Below are 15,550 nucleotides of genomic sequence, written 5' to 3'. Positions count from 1 at the left end.
ATGTCCTCGACCTTTGGCAACGTTTTGCACTTAAGCATCTTCGGCCAGTCGCACTCCCCCGCCATCGGCTGCTCACTCGACGGCATTCCGGCAGGTATTGCCGTTGACCAGGAGGCGTTGCAGGCCTTTTTGGACCGTCGCGCCCCCGGTCGCGACGAAACCGCGACCAAGCGCCGCGAGGCCGACGCCGCGCGCATCATCGCCGGTGTGGTCGATGGGCACACCACCGGCGCGCCCATCGCTGCGATCATTGAGAACACCAACACGCGCTCCAAGGACTATTCCGAGCTGCGCCGCAAGCCCCGTCCGGGCCATGCGGACTACCCCGCGCGCGTGAAATACCACAACATGCACGATGTCGCCGGCGGCGGGCATTTCTCTGGACGTCTTACGGCCCCCTTATGCATCGCCGGCGGCATTGCGCTGCAGGCACTCGAGGCGCGCGGTATTCGGGTGATGGCGCACGTCGCGCAGATCGGCGGCATCTCCGACCTGCCCATGGACGACATGGTCTATCGCGAGGCCGACCGCAAGGCGATCCTTACGAACGACCTGCCCTGCATTGACGCTGCTGCTGCCGGTCGCATGCGCGAGGAGATTCTCGCCGCACGCGACGAGCTTGATAGCATCGGTGGCATCGTGGAGTGCGGCATCTACGGCCTTCCCGCGGGCATCGGCGACCCCATGTTCGACGGCATCGAGAACCGCATCGCGCACATCGCCTTTGGCATTCCCGCCGTAAAGGGCGTGGAGTTTGGTATGGGCTTTGCCGTGGCCGCCATGCGCGGCAGCGAGAACAACGATCCGTATCGCGTTGATGCCGAGACCGGCGAGATTGCGGTCGAGTCCAACAACGCCGGCGGCATCCTGGGCGGCATCTCCACCGGCGCACCCGTCATGTGGCGGATGGCCGTAAAGCCGACGCCCTCCATCGGTCGCGAGCAGCAGACCGTGGACATGGACGCCATGGAAAATGCGGAGCTCTCGGTCCACGGCCGCCACGACCCCTGCATCGTCCCGCGCGCCGTCCCCGTAGCCGAGGCAGCCGCAGCGCTCGCCATCTGGGACGCCCTCCTAGAAGACGCCGCCCAGCTTTAGCCCACCCACCCCGAGGGTAGCTAATTTGGGACGGGGCTTTTTTAGCTACCCCCATATGCCAGTGAGTATTTGCCTCGGCACCCATTGATTCGCCACCAGTCAAAGGGTAGCTAAAAAAGCCCCGTCCCAAATTAGCTACCCCAGGCAACGATTCACGAAAGGGGTCTCCATGGACCTTGCCGATATTCGCCAGGCCATCGATGGCATCGACACCACGCTCCTCAACAGCTTTGTCGAGCGCATGGACATTGCCACCGAGGTCGCCAAGTCAAAAGTCGAGATGGGCAAGGCCGTCTTCGACCCCGCCCGCGAGCGCTCCAAACTCAACAACCTCGCCAGCCGAGCACCCGAGCGCTACGAAGCTCAAACCATCACACTGTTCCGCCTTCTCATGAGCATGAGCAAGGCCGAGCAGCAGCGCTACATCAACGAGCTCAAGGGCATCACCGTGTCGCAAAAGGCCCATGCCACGGCCACGGCCTTTGACACGCCCTTCCCCCAGACGGCCACCGTCGCCTGCCAGGGCGTCGAAGGCGCCTACAGCCAGATCGCCGCGTGCAAGCTCTTCAACGTGCCCGATATTGCGTTCTTTGAGACCTTTGAGGGCGTTATGCGCGCCGTACGCGACGGCTTCTGCGAGTTTGGCGTGCTGCCCATCGAAAACTCAACCGCCGGCTCGGTCAACGCCGTCTACGATCTTCTCGCACAGTTCGACTTCTATATCGTGCGCTCGCTGCGCCTCAAGATCGATCACAACCTGCTCGTCAAGCCCGGCACCAAGCTCGCCGACGTGCGCGAGGTCTACAGCCATGGCCAGGCCATCGCCCAGTGCGCCGGCTTTATCGAGGCCCACGGCCTGCACGCCACCAAGTACCCCAACACGGCCATGTCGGCCGAGATGGTCGCCAACTCCGATCGCACCGACGTCGCCGCCATCGCCTCGCGCAGCTGCGCCGCGCTCTACGGTCTGGAGGTGCTGGAGCCCAACATCCAGGACTCGGACAATAACTACACGCGCTTTGTCGTCATCAGCCGTGAGCCGCGCGTCTATTCCGGTGCCAACCGTACCTCGCTCATGATCACCACGGCCAATGAGCCGGGTGCCCTCTACCGCGTGCTCGAGCGCTTCTACGCGCTCAACATCAACCTCATCAAGCTTGAGAGCCGCCCCATCCCCGGGCACGACTTTGAGTTTATGTTCTACTTTGACCTGGACTGCCCCTTTGGCAGCAAGGCCCTCGACGACCTGCTCGACTCGATTGACGACGTGTGCGAGAGTTTCACCTACTTTGGCAGCTACACGGAGGTGCTCTAGATGACCGATACCGCTGCGACCCGCCCCTACGGCGTGCTGGGCCGCGTGCTGGGGCACAGCTACACCCCGACCATCTACAAGGAGCTCGCGGGGCTGGAATACGTGCGCTTTGAGCGCGAGCCCGAGGAGATTGAAGCCTTTATGACGGGCGACGAGTGGGAGGGCACCAACGTGACCATCCCCTACAAGCGCGCCGTCATGGACTACCTGGACGAGCTGAGTCCGCTGGCCAAGCGCATGGGCAATGTCAACACCATCACGCGCCTACCCGACGGCCGCCTGCGCGGCGACAACACCGACTACTTTGGTTTTCAGTGTCTAGTCGAGGAGTTGGGCGTAGAGGTTGCCGGCAAGAAGGTCCTCGTGCTCGGTGCCACCGGCGGTGCCGGCACCACGGCCAGCATGGTGCTCGGTGACCTGGGCGCCATCGTGGTACCTGTCGGCCGCACGAGTGAAGTCAACTACGATAACATCGCACAGCAGTCCGACGCGGCGCTGCTCGTCAACTGCACGCCCGCCGGCATGTTCCCTCACTGCCCCGACGCGCCCTGCACGCTCGAAGGGCTCGATGCGCTCGAGGGTGTCATCGACATTGTCTACAACCCCGCCCGCACGGGCCTGATGCTCGAGGCCGAGCGCCGTGGCATCCCCTGCATCGGCGGCCTGCTGATGCTCGTGGCCCAAGCGGCACAGGCTGTTGAGCGCTATACCGGCCAAGCCACCCCGCGCGAGCGCATCCTGGATGTGACGGAGCGCCTGTCCCGCCACGAGCAGAACATCGCGCTCATCGGCATGCCGGGCTCGGGCAAGACCCGCGTGGGCGAGCAGATCGCCCAGCTCACGGGCCGCGAGCACATCGACTTGGACCGCGCGCTTGAGGAGCGCCTCGGCATGCCCTGTGCCGACTTTATCGTCGAGCGCGGCGAGGCGGCCTTCCGCGAGCAGGAGACGGCGGCGCTGGCCGACATCTCCAAGCGAAGCGGCCTGGTGCTCTCCACGGGCGGCGGCGTGGTCACGCGCGACGAGAACTACCCGCTGCTGCACCAGAATAGCCAGATCGTAATGCTCAACCGCAAGCTCGAAGAGCTCGCCCACAAGGGTCGCCCCATCACTACCCGCGACGGCATCGATAAGCTCGCCGAGCAGCGCATGCCGCGTTATCGCGCCTGGGCCGACTACATCATCGACTCACGCGACTGCGCCGCCAACACCGCACGCGCCGTCCTCGACGCCCTCTAAAACCTGCCAAAAAGGGACAGGTTTATTTTGGAAGGTTTTATCTGGGCAAACGCCGCAGACAGCAAGCCCTGCCAACAACCAGACCACAAAGGAAGCAACCATGAAAGCACTCGTCATCAACGGCCCCAACCTCAACATGCTCGGCATTCGCGAGCCGGGCATCTACGGCAGCGACAACTACGACCGCCTGGTCCAGATCTGCCAGGAGGCGGGAGCCGCACAGGGTTTTGACGAGGTCGAGGTCTTCCAGTCCAACCACGAGGGCAGCATCGTCGACAAGATCCAGGAGGCCTACGGCAAGGTCGACGGCATCGTCATCAACCCGGCGGCCTACACGCACACCAGCGTAGCCATCCTGGACGCCCTCAAAGCCGTCGCCATCCCCGCCGTGGAGGTACACATCAGCGCCGTAGAGACGCGCGAGGACTTCCGCCAGGTGAGCTATGCACGCCTGGCTTGCTTTGCCACCATCACCGGCGAGGGCCTGCAGGGGTACGCTCACGCGCTGGAGCTGCTGAGGGAGCGTCTCGAAAAGTAGCGTCGCGAGCAAATCCATCAACACGACTACGCGATAATAAAGCCAGCGCCGGCAGTAGCGACCTCGCTGCTGCCGGCATTTTTTTACTGGCATATAATCGTTGCAGTCACACTACGTCTGGAGACCCACATGCTGAGCATTCACCTGGGGGATTACCCCGGTTCCATCTACGATACCGAAACCTATTTTAGAAACTCATACTTGGACTCATGGTTCGAAGACCCCATGGCCGCACAGATTATTAAACGCGTGGACGGATCAGAGCTCATCGGTCCCCACAACATCGTAAGCAAGCAGCTGGGCTCAATCACTCCACTCGAACTGTCCGGCGGCGTTAAGACGCTGCTGCTGGTGCGCAATCTCCCAAATATGGTGTTTAACGCATCCACCTGCGGAGACAACTGTGCCCGCTGGCTACTCAAGATCGGCAAAGAACAGGATGTGCTGGTGACCCTTTACCACATCATGAAATTCCCCTGGAAGAACTTTGAAATCCGCATTGAAAACGATGGCCGCATCGTCAGGAACATGCAGGAGTTTGTCGGTGCCACGAATGACTTTTTGGATGTTGATGAGTAATGAAGGGAACGCACACCGTTGTCGTAGAGCGTGCAAAGGTCAAATACACGCTCACGTTTAAACGAAATATTTCCTTCATACGCGGCAACAGCGGCACGGGCAAAACGACGCTCATCTCGATGATTCGCGACTACAACGACCGAGGACCGGAAAGCGGCGTTGCACTCAGCTGCGACGTACCTTGCGAAACGCTTTCTGGCAGACGCTGGGAGCGCGAGCTATCGATCATCGAAGATTCAATCGTCTTTCTAGATGAGGGTAACGAGTTTATCTACTCAAAGGACTTCGCCAAAGCCGTCAACGGCTCGTCCAACTATTTTGTTCTGATATCTCGTCGCGATGCCAACGAGCTCCCCTACAGCGTTGATGAGATCCTGAAGCTAGTCAACACGACAAGTAAAACAATCAATGGCCGCAAGAGCGACAGGCGCTTCTACTCGGTGACCAAGCCGCTATATGACCACACGGCAAGTATGCTGTATCAGGATCTAAATGTTGGATTCGAGGTACCCGACGCCGTAGTTGTCGAGGATAGCAAATCTGGCTATCAATTCTACGACGCTCTTTGCAACCGGCTCAGGATCCCCTGCTACACCGCTACCGGCGTAGCAAACCTAAAACGAACGATTCACGAATGCCCCGAGCAAAACGTTCTTGCCATTGGAGACGGCGCAGCGTTTGGTCCCTACATCGAAAAGGTGCTCGGACAGCGCGTTTACAAGAACGTTCGCTTGTTCCTCCCTGAATCATTTGAATGGGCGCTTTTGCGATCTGGCCTCATCCCCAACAACGACATTCCAAAAATCCTCGAGGACCCCTCGAGCTACATCGAAAGCCGCGACTACCTGAGCTGGGAGCGATTCTTCACCGACGTATTGATCAAATACTCGGCAGACACTCGCTATGCCTACAAAAAGGCAAAGCTCAATGAGCAGTACCTGAGGCCGCAGGCAATGGATGCAGTAGCAAACGTCTTGCCCGAGTGTTTGAAAGCAGAATAGATACGGCGGGGAGGACCAAGTTGGTTCTCCCCACTGTCGTTACGCCTTCTTGATCACGTAAGCCAATCCAATATCGCAGGCGCAGCGCACGATTGATGCGAAGAGCCACGATGCCGGCAGTGATATAAGCAACGGCATCGTCTGCCAAGGGATAAAACAATCGACCGCATGGATCGCAAAGATTGCCAGACTGGCTTGTCCGCAGAACGCTCGCACCACGGCTTCGGCCTAAACGTATACCCGGAAAGAATAAAGAACACCGGCATGTGAAAAAAGCCCAGACCACCAAGCGGCCCGGGCTCAATAAACGATGGTGCTCCATGGCGGATTCGAACCGTCGACCTTGGGATTAGAAGTCCCCTGCTCTATCCAACTGAGCTAATGGAGCAAATAACCGCACGCCCAACCAAATAAATCAGCCAAGCGGCTGTAATTATAACCTAGTTGAACTGCTCGCGATACGCCTTGCAGACCTCATCAACCGGGCCGTCCATGCGAAGGTCACCCTTCTCAATCCAAACGGCACGCTGGCAGATGCGCTCAACCTGCTCCATGGAGTGCGAAACGAACAGAACTGTCACGTCGCCGCTCTGGATAAAGTGCTGAATGCGGTCCTCGCACTTCTGCTGGAAGAACACATCACCGACGGACAGCGTCTCGTCAACGATCAGGATATCGGGCTCGGTGATCGTCGCGATTGCAAAGGCGATACGCGCCACCATGCCCGAGGAGAAGTTCTTAAGCGGCATATCGACAAAGTTCTGCAGCTCAGCGAACTCGATAATGCCGTCAAAGTTTGCGTCGATGAACTCCTTAGTATAGCCGAGCAAGGCGCCGTTCAGATATATGTTCTCACGGGCGGTCAGCTCGGGATCAAAGCCGGCACCAAGCTCAATCAGCGGCGCGATGTTACCGTGCACCTTAACGCTGCCCTCACTGGACTCGAGCACGCCGGCGATAATCTTGAGCATCGTGGATTTGCCGGAGCCGTTGGTGCCGACCAGACCCACAACCTCGCCACGATGAATATCAAACGAGATATGCTTAAGCGCCCTAAACTCCTCAAAGAACAGCTCGTGCTTTGCAAGCTTGATAAAGTACTCCTTGAGGTTGGTCAGCGACTCGGACGCCATGTTAAAGATCATGGTGACGTCGTCGACCTCGACAGCCAGAGGCTGCTCGCTGTAATCAACAACAGATTCAGTCATCACAGCACTCCTTAGATGTAGAGGATAAATTTGCGCTCGGACTTATGGAACACGGTGTAGCCAATAACAAGCGCAAGGACCGCCCAAGCGACGCACATACCAAACGTCATAAGCGAGGGCATAGTCTGGAACAGGAAGATATCACGCATAAACTGCAGATAGTTGTACATGGGGTTCGCGTAAACCAAAATACGAACAAGATGAGGCATCTGGACGATAAAGTCGGTAGTCCAGAAGATGGGCGTGATATAGGTCCAAGCCGTGATGACAACACTCCACAGATGCATAACGTCGCGGAAAAAGACCGTGAGGGCAGAGAGCATCATGCCCAGACCCATGCAGAAGCACATAAGCAGCAGCAGGCAGACGGGCAGCAAAATGAGATGCCAAGAAGGCATAACGTGGAACCACAGCATGACGATGGCGACAGCGACCAGGGAGAAGGCAAAGTTCACCAGCGAGAAAAGCACCTTCTGCACCGGAAAGACCCAGCGGTGCACTTTAACCTTCTTGAGCAGCGGAGCCGCACCTACGATGGACGTCAGTGCCTGGTTCGTGGACTCGGACATCACGGCAAAGGTAACGTTACCCACAATCAAGTACAGCGGGTACATCTCGGGCGTAATCGAGCCATTGCGGCCCTGGGCAAAAATCGTCGAGAACACGATGGCCATGACGATCATCATCAGCAACGGGTTGAGCACCGACCATGCGACGCCCAGAACGCTACGGCGATACTTGATCTTAAAATCCTTGGTAACCAGCTGACGAAGGATAAACGCGTCCTTCTCAAATTCGTTCTTAGCAAACGTCGCAGGCAGACTGCGAGTTTCTTGTTGCTTTGTCTGATCCGACACGGATGCAACTCCCTTACTCGTAATCGTTGACAAATGAACAGTATAGACCCGACGGCCATGCAAAAGATTCGCGCAGCAAAACTGGAGAACTAACCCACATCTAAGGATGTCAGACGCAAAGGGCTATACTTTCTGGGATTGAATGTATAAGGAGCATTGAGTGAATTCTGAATCCATCGCCGTCATCATCCCTTGCTACAACGAAGCGCTCACGATCGGTAAGGTCATCGACGACTTTCACCGCGAGCTTCCGCAGGCGACGGTCTATGTTTATGACAACAATTCGTCGGACGATACCTCACGCATCGCCACCGAGCACGGCGCCACGGTCCGCTTTGAGCCCCGTCAGGGAAAAGGCAACGTCTGCCGTCAGATGTTTCGCGATATCGATGCCGATTGTTACCTGATGGTCGACGGGGACGACACCTACCCCGCCGAGGCGGCTAAGGCCCTCTGCGAGCCCATCCTTAACGGCACGGCCGACATGACCGTAGGCGACCGCCTTTCCAACGGCACCTATGCCGAGGAAAACAAGCGCGCCTTCCATGGTTTTGGCAACAACCTAGTTCGCGCCATGATCAAGTGGATCTATGGTTACAGCTTCGATGACGTCATGACGGGCTATCGCGCAATGAGCCGCCCGTTCGTTAAAACCTTCCCTGTGCTTTCCGAGGGCTTCCAAATCGAAACCGAACTCTCGATCCACGCTGTCGACCACCGCTGGCGCATCAAAGATGTGCCCATCGAGTACCGCGACCGTCCAGAAGGCTCCGAGTCCAAGCTCAATACCGTGAGCGACGGCATTAAAGTCGTTGCGATGATCGGTACGCTGTTCAAGGATTACCGCCCGCTGAAGTTCTTCAGCCTCGTCGCGCTTCTTTTCGCGATTATCGGCCTGGCTTTGGGCATTCCTATCTTTGTTGAGTACTTTCAGACCGGTCTGGTCCCGCGCTTCCCCACTGCCATGCTTGCTGCATCGTTTATGTTCCTCTGTGGTCTGAGCCTTGCAACCGGATTCATCCTGGATTCTGTAGCAAAGGTTGAAAAAAAGCAGTGGGAGGTCAACGTGTACAGCAAGTACGCCTACGACGACCAGCCCGGCCACCCTACTTCCAAGTCAAGCGAGAGGTAAACCACCATGCCGCTCATCTCCATCGTCGTGCCGTGCTACAACGAGCAGGAATCACTTCCGATCTTTCTTAAAGAGCTCGATGGCGTCGTTCGCATCATGACCCAGCAAGACCCCGGCATCTCCTTTGAAGCCGTCCTCATCGACGATGGCTCGGCAGACAAAACGCTCGCCGTCATGAAAGCAGAAGCCGCGGCGGCGCATCCATACGCCATCCGCTGGCACTCTTTCTCACGCAACTTTGGCAAGGAGGCGGCACTACTCGCCGGACTCCAGCACGCAAAGGGCGACTATGTCGCCACCATGGATGCCGACATGCAGGACCCGCCCTCGCTTCTGCCGCAGATGTACGAGATCCTGCAGACCGAAAACTACGATAACGTCGCCACACGCAGGACCACCCGCGAAGGCGAGCCTCCCATCAGGTCGTTCTGCGCCCGTATGTTCTACAAGATCATCAACCGCATTTCCAAGGCCGACATCGTCGACGGAGCACGCGATTTTAGGCTCATGAAGCGACCTATGGTCAACGCCATCATCTCCATGGGCGAATACAACCGATTCTCCAAGGGCATTTACGGCTGGGTCGGCTTCAAGACCAAATGGCTCCCCTACGTAAACGTCAACCGCGTGGCCGGCGAGACCAAATGGAGCTTTTGGTCGCTGCTCCTCTATTCCATCGACGGCATCGTCGCGTTTTCCACGGCGCCGCTCTCCCTCGCCGCCCTCACGGGTATCGTCTTCTGTCTCATCGCCATCCTGGGATTTATCGTCATCCTCGTCAAAACGCTTGTTTGGGGCGACCCCGTAGGCGGATGGCCCTCCCTTGCCTGCCTCATTACGCTGTTTGGCGGCATGCAGCTCCTATGCCTAGGAATCATCGGTGAATACTTGGCAAAAGCCTACTTGGAAACCAAGCGACGTCCCATCTATATCATTCGAGAGTCCAACGAGGAATCTGATGACACGGCCCAATAACAGCACGCTCAAGAATGTGGCGTTCTACGCCGCCTGCTTCACGTTTTCCGTCGCACTCTTTGTCGCACTTGCAGCGGCGGGGCATGTCTACCCCTTTGGCGACAACTCGTTTCTCACCAACGATCTCAAATACCAATACATCGACTTCTTCGCGTGGTTTCGCCGCGTCCTTTTAGGCGAGGCAAACCTTCGCTATTCCTTCTCACAGGGACTCGGCATGAACACATGGGGGCTCTATAGCTACTACCTCGCCAGCCCCTTCAACCTGTTCTGCGTGCTGTTTCCCGCAGACAAGCTGACGCTCTTTGTGTTTATCATCAGCGCGCTAAAGCTTGGCTGCATTCACATCAGCAGCGCTTGGTATGTGCAAAAGCGCTTTGACCTGTCCAAGCCCGCAGCATTCCTGCTTTCCCTCTCATTTACGTTTTGCAGTTGGACCATAAGTAATTTGTGTAATCCGCTCTGGATTGATTGCCTTATCCTGCTACCCATCTGCGCCTTCGGATGCTACGAGCTCATTCGCGAACAAAAAATGATACGCCTCGTTATTGCGATTGCTCTCAATGTCATGTTCTGTTGGTATACGGCCTATATCAACATCCTATTCCTCTGCATCTTCGTATTGGTTGAGTTTGTCGATTACGTCGCCGCAGAAGGATTTAGCTGGATGCTCACGCTCGACCGGGCCCTACGATTTGCAGGGGCTATGATGCTTGGGCTGCTCCTGTCCGCCTGGACCTTTTTGCCGACCATCCTTGCCATGGCAAAAGGCGGCCCCGTGCTGGCACTTGGCCCTTTGCTTAAAACAGGCCTCAAATCGCTCATCAGGGGCTTCATCCCCGGCATGTGGGTGAATAACGGGAATACGCCGCAGTTCTATTGCGGCGTCATCATGATGTTACTTGCAATAAGCCTACTGTTTAACCGCAAGGTTTCGGCCAAGATACGCATCGCAACGTTCATCGTCACAGCCGTCCTGATCGCTAGCTCCGTTTTGAGCCCGCTCGAGTACATCTGGTGCGGCATGCGCGTTCCCAACGGGTTCTATTCGCGCACAGCCTTTTTGCTGGGCTTCTTTACGATGTGGGCCGCAGGTTATTCGTTGCAGGCGCTCAAAGAACGGCCAGCATTACGTCGAGCCCATCGGCCGGCCATCGTCATGCCACTCCTGGCACTCACGGCAATTGAACTATTTGCAAACGCCCATGTCATGTGGAATCAGCTGTACACAGGCTATTCCGAAGAAACCAACAGTGCCTATGTCGCCACCGCATCCGACACGATCACAACCATTCAAGCCCAGGATCCTGCGCCATTCTACCGTATCGATCGAACGACCACGCGCGCCGATAGCGCTGCCCTCAACGAGGGCTTAGCGCTTGGGTACAACCAGCTGTCGTCCTACTCATCCGCAAATAACCCGCAGGCCATCGCACTGCTCAACTCCCTTGGATACAGCAGCGTCGGCGAATTCTCGACCCGTTATGCCGAGCCCATTCTCGCCGTCGATGCCCTACTGGGAGTCAAGTATGCCATTCCTGAAAACGCGCCTGCGGAATACGTTTTAGCCAAGACGAATCAGGCCGACTCCACAAGCGCGGTGTACGAGAACCCCTATGCGCTCAGCATTGGCATCGCAGCCTCAAGCGATATCAAAAACAGCACGCTGAAGAGCGAAAACCCTTTCGAAAAGCAGAACGACCTCTACAACAAAATCCTAGGCCGCGAGGTCGAGCTCTATACCAAGATCGAGGCCACGAGCACGGAGAATAGCGATAGCTTAAAGCAATGGAGCGTCACTGTACCGGCAAGCTCCATCGGGTATCTCTACATCAACAAAGATGCGACCGCCGGCAGTTATTGGCCCGTCACCCTTACCATCGACCAGCGAACGATCGAAAACGAGGCCTGGAGATTCGACAATAATATCCGCCAGATTGCAGATGCATCGGACGCCCCGAGCCAGCATACGGTGTCAATCGGAGTCTCAGAGGGCTATACAGACATGCCCCAAGACAATGAGCCGGTCTTTTACGCCCTCAATCTGGACGTTTTTGAGCAGATTATTAACGAGCTTAGGACGAGCGAGTTTATTCCGACGGTTTTTGAAGACGGAAGGATCGAAGGCGAGTATACCGCCAAGGACGACGGTAACCTGCTGCTGAGCATTCCGTACGATGAGGGATGGGACGTAACGGTAAACGGAACTGCCGCAGAACTAACGCCCGCCGCCGATAAGGGCTTGTCGTCCCTGAACATGCAGAAAGGCGCAAATAGGATCGTGATGACCTATAAGACTCCTGGCGCCCTTGCGGGGCTTGCAGTGAGTCTGGCGACCGCAGCCGCCCTTATTGCAGCGGGACTATACGCCAGGCATAAGAAAAGCCGCCGTTAACAAGCGGCGGCTTTTTCTCTCGAAAAGTTGATATCGGCTAGAGCGTCTTGAGATACTCCCCCAGCTCCTCCTCCCAGTCGGGCATGTGGAAGCCGACCGACTCGAGCTTGGACAGGTCGAGCGCGGAGTGGACCGGGCGCGGGGCTACGGGGCCCTCAGCGCCGGCGTAGTAGTCGTCGGTCGAAACCGGCACGACCCTGTCGCCGTTGCCGTTGGCGGCCTCGAAGACGGCGCGGGCGATGTCGGCCCAGGACTTGACGGTGCCGGAGCCGGTGCAGTTATAGGTGCCGTAGGGGGCGTGCGAGCCCAGCACGTGGAAGATGGCCTCGGCCATGTCGCGCGTGAAGGTCAGGCGTCCCAGCTGGTCGTCCACGACGGTGACCTGCTCCAACTTATCCTCGGGGTCGGCGACGCGGTCGGAGAGCACCTTCATGGTCTTGACGAAGTTGTGGCCCTCGCCGATGACCCAGCTGGAGCGCATGATGTAGTGGCGCGGGCAGCCGGCCACGGCGATGTCGCCGGCGGCCTTGGTCTGGCCGTAGACGGACAGCGGGCTGAGGGGCTCCCCCTCGGTGTGGACCTCGGCGGTGCCGTCGAAGACGTAGTCGGAGGACACGTGGACGAGGGTGATCCCGTGCTCGGCGCAGGTGCGGGCGAGCAACGCCGGCCCCGTCGCGTTCGCCTTCCAGGCGGTCGCGCGGCCCTCGGGAGTCTCGGCCCTGTCGACCGCCGTGTAGGCGCCGCAGTTGATCACGGTGCCGTAAAGCGACCAGTCGTATTGTGAATAGGCGTCCGGGGCGGACATATCGAAGGTGTCGATGTCGCAGAAGTCGAAGTCCTTGGCGACGCCGCGCTCCTCGGCCAGCGCGCGGACCGCACGGCCCAGCTGACCGTTGCAGCCGGTGACGAGGGTGCGCTTCGGAGCCATGGGGACGACGTCGGCGAGCATCGGGTGGTTGAGGTCGGCCTCGGATACGGTGGCCTGGTCCAGCGGGATCGGCCACTCGATGGCGAGCTCGGGGTCGGCGAGGTTCACGAAGGTGTAGGTCTTCTTAAGCTCCAGCGACCAGTGGGCGTCCACCAGGTAGGTGTAGGCGGTGCCGTCCTCGAGCGCCTGGAAGGAGTTGCCAACGCCGCGCGGGACGTAGATGGCCTTGCTTGGGTCCAGTACGGTCGTGTAGACCTTCCCGTAGGTGGCGCTGCCCTCACGAAGGTCCACCCACGCGCCGAATACGCTGCCGCGGGCCACGGAGATGAACTTGTCCCAGGGCTCGGCGTGGATGCCGCGGGTGACGCCGCGGCTGTCGTTGTAGGAGATGTTGTTCTGGACGACCTTGAGGTCGGGGATGCCCAGGGCGGTCATCTTGGCGCGCTGCCAGTTCTCCTTGAACCAGCCGCGCGAGTCGCCGTGTACGGCGAGGTCGACGACCATCAGGCCCCCGATGCCGGTCTCGGCGACGGCGAGGTCCTTCTCGAATGCGATGTCTGCCATGTGGGAAAAGCTCCTATCGACGATACGATGGTTGCGGGCGCCCCGGGCGGGCCGCAGGATCATCCCCATGCCCTGCGGTCCGCACGGGACGCCCCGTAAGGGCGCCCGGGCGGCCTACTGACCCTGCGCCCTGTAGCGGGCCTCGGTGGCCTCCTTGGCCGGGCGCCACCAGGACTCGTTCTCGACGTACCAGTCGATGGTGGCCTTGAGGCCCCCGGCGAAGTCGGTGTGGGCCGGCCTCCAGCCGAGCTCGCGCTGGAGCTTGGTTGAGTCGATGGCGTAGCGGCGGTCGTGGCCGGGGCGGTCGGCGACCCAGTCGAAGTCCTCGGGGTCGCGGCCCATGGCCTCGAGGATCATGCGCAGGACGGTGATGTTGTTCTTCTCGCCGTCGGCGCCGATGAGGTAGGTCTCCCCCATGCGGCCCTTCGTGAGGATGTCCCAGACGGCGCTGGAGTGGTCCTCGGTGTGGATCCAGTCGCGGACGTTCTCGCCGCGGCCGTAGAGCTTGGGGCGCACGCCGTCGATGATGTTCGTGATCTGCCTGGGGATGAACTTCTCCACGTGCTGGTAGGGACCGTAGTTGTTGGAGCAGTTGGAGATGGTCGTGCGCAGGCCGTAGGTGCGGGTCCAGGCGCGCACGAGCATGTCGGAGGACGCCTTGGTGCTCGAGTACGGAGAACTCGGCCTGTACGGCGTCTCCTCGGTGAACTTCGCCGGGTCGTCGAGCGCCAGGTCGCCGTAGACCTCGTCGGTGGACACGTGGTGGTAGCGGATGCCGTACTTGCGGACGGCCTCCAGCAGGCGGAAGGTGCCCTCGACGTTGGTGCGCAGGAACGGCTCGGGGTCGGCGATGGAGTTGTCGTTGTGGCTCTCGGCGGCGTAGTGCACGATAGCGTCGTGGCCCGGCACCAAGTCATCGAGCAGCGCGGCGTCGCAGATGTCGCCGACGACGAGCTCCACGCGGTCGGAGGGCAGCCCGGCGATGTTCTCGGGGTTGCCGGCGTAGGTCAGCTTGTCCAGGACGGTCACGTGGACGCCGGGGTGGTTCTTCACCACGTAGTGGACGAAGTTGCTGCCGATGAAGCCGCAGCCGCCCGTGACGATGATGTTGTGGGGCTCGAAGAGCGAGTTATTCATTGAATACCTTCTCCTAAAAAAGACGACTGGATATATTTAGTCCAAAGATTTTTCTATCCACCGATGTGTGACAAACCTTCCAGGGTTGTCAAAATTAAGCACCTTAGCGTAATTCCCCGCAGCCGTCGCATTTTCAGGAATATCCTTCGTAACAACGCTGCCGGCGCCAATTGTGACGTTCGAACCAATCGTCACATCCTCAACTATACAAACCCCGGGACCGATATAAACGTTGTTACCAATTGACGCAGCCTTACCTTCATTGGAACCGATAGTAGTAAATTGTGAAAGGTTGACATTGTTTCCGATCTTTGCTGTGGAATTGATAACAACGGGTCCGTCGTGCCCGATGTAAAGTCCATAACCGATCTTCGTCGAACGTCCAATCTTAAAATCTCTCCGGTCGCGAAACAACCAGAGCACCCCCCCCAGGAGCCTAGTGGCACCTCGGGAGTTGACGAGTCGAAACGCAACCTGCCAACGGAATGCTTTGTTTCTTGCATATTGGTTTAGGAAGCCCTGAAAAGAGGGCTCGAATCCATATCTAACCAAGTCACTTTTGATGAATTCATTCATTGTCGCAT

The 15,550-nt window shown here is 58.5% G+C and carries 14 protein-coding genes and 1 tRNA gene; 9 read left to right on the top strand and 6 right to left on the bottom strand.

Features of this window, described 5'->3' with window-relative positions:
• The 6 genes from aroC to ACTQXM_RS01025 all read left to right on the top strand — a co-directional run bounded on the left by aroC (window position 1) and on the right by ACTQXM_RS01025 (window position 5,770).
• Entirely contained in the window at window positions 1-1,098 is a 1,098-nt protein-coding gene (aroC, locus tag ACTQXM_RS01050; protein ID WP_441536985.1) for a chorismate synthase, read from the top strand.
• A 169-nt stretch (window positions 1,099-1,267) separates the two neighbouring features.
• Window positions 1,268-2,413, top strand: a complete 1,146-nt coding sequence (gene pheA, locus ACTQXM_RS01045) for a prephenate dehydratase (RefSeq protein ID WP_441536984.1) — start codon at window positions 1,268-1,270, stop codon at window positions 2,411-2,413.
• Window positions 2,414-3,652 carry a shikimate kinase gene (locus tag ACTQXM_RS01040; RefSeq protein WP_441536983.1) on the top strand — a complete coding sequence of 413 codons (1,239 nt, stop codon included), beginning with the start codon at window positions 2,414-2,416 and terminating at the stop codon, window positions 3,650-3,652.
• A gap of 100 nt (window positions 3,653-3,752) precedes the next feature.
• On the top strand, window positions 3,753-4,190 hold the full coding sequence (aroQ, locus tag ACTQXM_RS01035) for a type II 3-dehydroquinate dehydratase (RefSeq protein ID WP_055309849.1): 438 nt from the start codon (window positions 3,753-3,755) through the stop codon (window positions 4,188-4,190).
• A gap of 129 nt (window positions 4,191-4,319) precedes the next feature.
• Window positions 4,320-4,769 (top strand): DUF4869 domain-containing protein, encoded by a 450-nt coding sequence (locus tag ACTQXM_RS01030; protein ID WP_427748113.1) that lies wholly within the window; start codon window positions 4,320-4,322, stop codon window positions 4,767-4,769.
• The gene (locus ACTQXM_RS01025; RefSeq protein ID WP_441536982.1) at window positions 4,769-5,770 is read left to right on the top strand and encodes a hypothetical protein; all 1,002 of its coding nucleotides are present in this window, start codon (window positions 4,769-4,771) and stop codon (window positions 5,768-5,770) included. The genes ACTQXM_RS01030 and ACTQXM_RS01025 overlap by 1 nt, the downstream gene beginning before the upstream one ends.
• A 311-nt stretch (window positions 5,771-6,081) precedes the next feature.
• Here the strand turns inward: ACTQXM_RS01025 and ACTQXM_RS01020 are convergent.
• The 3 genes from ACTQXM_RS01020 to ACTQXM_RS01010 all read right to left on the bottom strand — a co-directional run bounded on the left by ACTQXM_RS01020 (window position 6,082) and on the right by ACTQXM_RS01010 (window position 7,835).
• Window positions 6,082-6,158: transfer RNA gene (locus ACTQXM_RS01020), tRNA-Arg, on the bottom strand.
• Window positions 6,159-6,210: 52 nt separating this feature from the next.
• Window positions 6,211-6,978, bottom strand: coding sequence for an ABC transporter ATP-binding protein (locus ACTQXM_RS01015; protein ID WP_441536981.1), 768 nt, complete (start codon window positions 6,976-6,978; stop codon window positions 6,211-6,213).
• Window positions 6,979-6,989: 11 nt separating this feature from the next.
• Window positions 6,990-7,835 carry an ABC transporter permease gene (locus ACTQXM_RS01010; RefSeq protein WP_441536980.1) on the bottom strand — a complete coding sequence of 282 codons (846 nt, stop codon included), beginning with the start codon at window positions 7,833-7,835 and terminating at the stop codon, window positions 6,990-6,992.
• A 160-nt stretch (window positions 7,836-7,995) separates the two neighbouring features.
• Between ACTQXM_RS01010 and ACTQXM_RS01005 the strand changes: the two genes are divergently transcribed.
• From ACTQXM_RS01005 to ACTQXM_RS00995, 3 genes are read left to right on the top strand one after another with little or no spacing between them, the layout of a single operon-like run.
• Window positions 7,996-8,967, top strand: a complete 972-nt coding sequence (locus ACTQXM_RS01005) for a glycosyltransferase family 2 protein (RefSeq protein WP_441536979.1) — start codon at window positions 7,996-7,998, stop codon at window positions 8,965-8,967.
• Window positions 8,968-8,973: 6 nt separating this feature from the next.
• Window positions 8,974-9,942, top strand: a complete 969-nt coding sequence (locus ACTQXM_RS01000) for a glycosyltransferase family 2 protein (RefSeq protein WP_441041625.1) — start codon at window positions 8,974-8,976, stop codon at window positions 9,940-9,942.
• Window positions 9,926-12,337, top strand: a complete 2,412-nt coding sequence (locus ACTQXM_RS00995; RefSeq protein ID WP_441536978.1) for a YfhO family protein — start codon at window positions 9,926-9,928, stop codon at window positions 12,335-12,337. Before ACTQXM_RS01000 ends, ACTQXM_RS00995 begins: the two co-directional genes overlap by 17 nt.
• Before the next feature lie 37 nt (window positions 12,338-12,374).
• Here the strand turns inward: ACTQXM_RS00995 and ACTQXM_RS00990 are convergent, their stop codons facing one another.
• From ACTQXM_RS00990 to ACTQXM_RS00980, 3 genes are all read right to left on the bottom strand, one after another.
• Window positions 12,375-13,829, bottom strand: a complete 1,455-nt coding sequence (locus ACTQXM_RS00990; protein ID WP_441536977.1) for a sugar nucleotide-binding protein — start codon at window positions 13,827-13,829, stop codon at window positions 12,375-12,377.
• Window positions 13,830-13,943: 114 nt separating this feature from the next.
• Window positions 13,944-14,966 (bottom strand): dTDP-glucose 4,6-dehydratase, encoded by a 1,023-nt coding sequence (rfbB, locus tag ACTQXM_RS00985; protein ID WP_441536976.1) that lies wholly within the window; start codon window positions 14,964-14,966, stop codon window positions 13,944-13,946.
• A gap of 36 nt (window positions 14,967-15,002) precedes the next feature.
• Window positions 15,003-15,542, bottom strand: a complete 540-nt coding sequence (locus ACTQXM_RS00980; protein ID WP_441536975.1) for a serine acetyltransferase — start codon at window positions 15,540-15,542, stop codon at window positions 15,003-15,005.
• Window positions 15,543-15,550 lie beyond the last annotated feature (8 nt).

Origin of the sequence: Collinsella sp. LCP19S3_D3 (assembly GCF_052121455.1) — a bacterium.
In the GTDB taxonomy this organism is placed as follows: Bacteria; Actinomycetota; Coriobacteriia; order Coriobacteriales; family Coriobacteriaceae; genus Collinsella.
Note: the sequence above shows the minus strand (reverse complement) of the source record. Positions and strands in the feature narration are given on the sequence as shown.

Coding starts and splice junctions, on each gene's coding strand:
- aroC (WP_441536985.1), top strand. CDS start 1: ATGTCCTCGACCTTTGGCAACGTTTTGCACTTAAGCATCTTCGGCCAG.
- pheA (WP_441536984.1), top strand. CDS start 1,268: ATGGACCTTGCCGATATTCGCCAGGCCATCGATGGCATCGACACCACG.
- ACTQXM_RS01040 (WP_441536983.1), top strand. CDS start 2,414: ATGACCGATACCGCTGCGACCCGCCCCTACGGCGTGCTGGGCCGCGTG.
- aroQ (WP_055309849.1), top strand. CDS start 3,753: ATGAAAGCACTCGTCATCAACGGCCCCAACCTCAACATGCTCGGCATT.
- ACTQXM_RS01030 (WP_427748113.1), top strand. CDS start 4,320: ATGCTGAGCATTCACCTGGGGGATTACCCCGGTTCCATCTACGATACC.
- ACTQXM_RS01025 (WP_441536982.1), top strand. CDS start 4,769: ATGAAGGGAACGCACACCGTTGTCGTAGAGCGTGCAAAGGTCAAATAC.
- ACTQXM_RS01015 (WP_441536981.1), bottom strand. CDS start 6,978: ATGACTGAATCTGTTGTTGATTACAGCGAGCAGCCTCTGGCTGTCGAG.
- ACTQXM_RS01000 (WP_441041625.1), top strand. CDS start 8,974: ATGCCGCTCATCTCCATCGTCGTGCCGTGCTACAACGAGCAGGAATCA.
- ACTQXM_RS00995 (WP_441536978.1), top strand. CDS start 9,926: ATGACACGGCCCAATAACAGCACGCTCAAGAATGTGGCGTTCTACGCC.
- ACTQXM_RS00990 (WP_441536977.1), bottom strand. CDS start 13,829: ATGGCAGACATCGCATTCGAGAAGGACCTCGCCGTCGCCGAGACCGGC.
- rfbB (WP_441536976.1), bottom strand. CDS start 14,966: ATGAATAACTCGCTCTTCGAGCCCCACAACATCATCGTCACGGGCGGC.
- ACTQXM_RS00980 (WP_441536975.1), bottom strand. CDS start 15,542: ATGAATGAATTCATCAAAAGTGACTTGGTTAGATATGGATTCGAGCCC.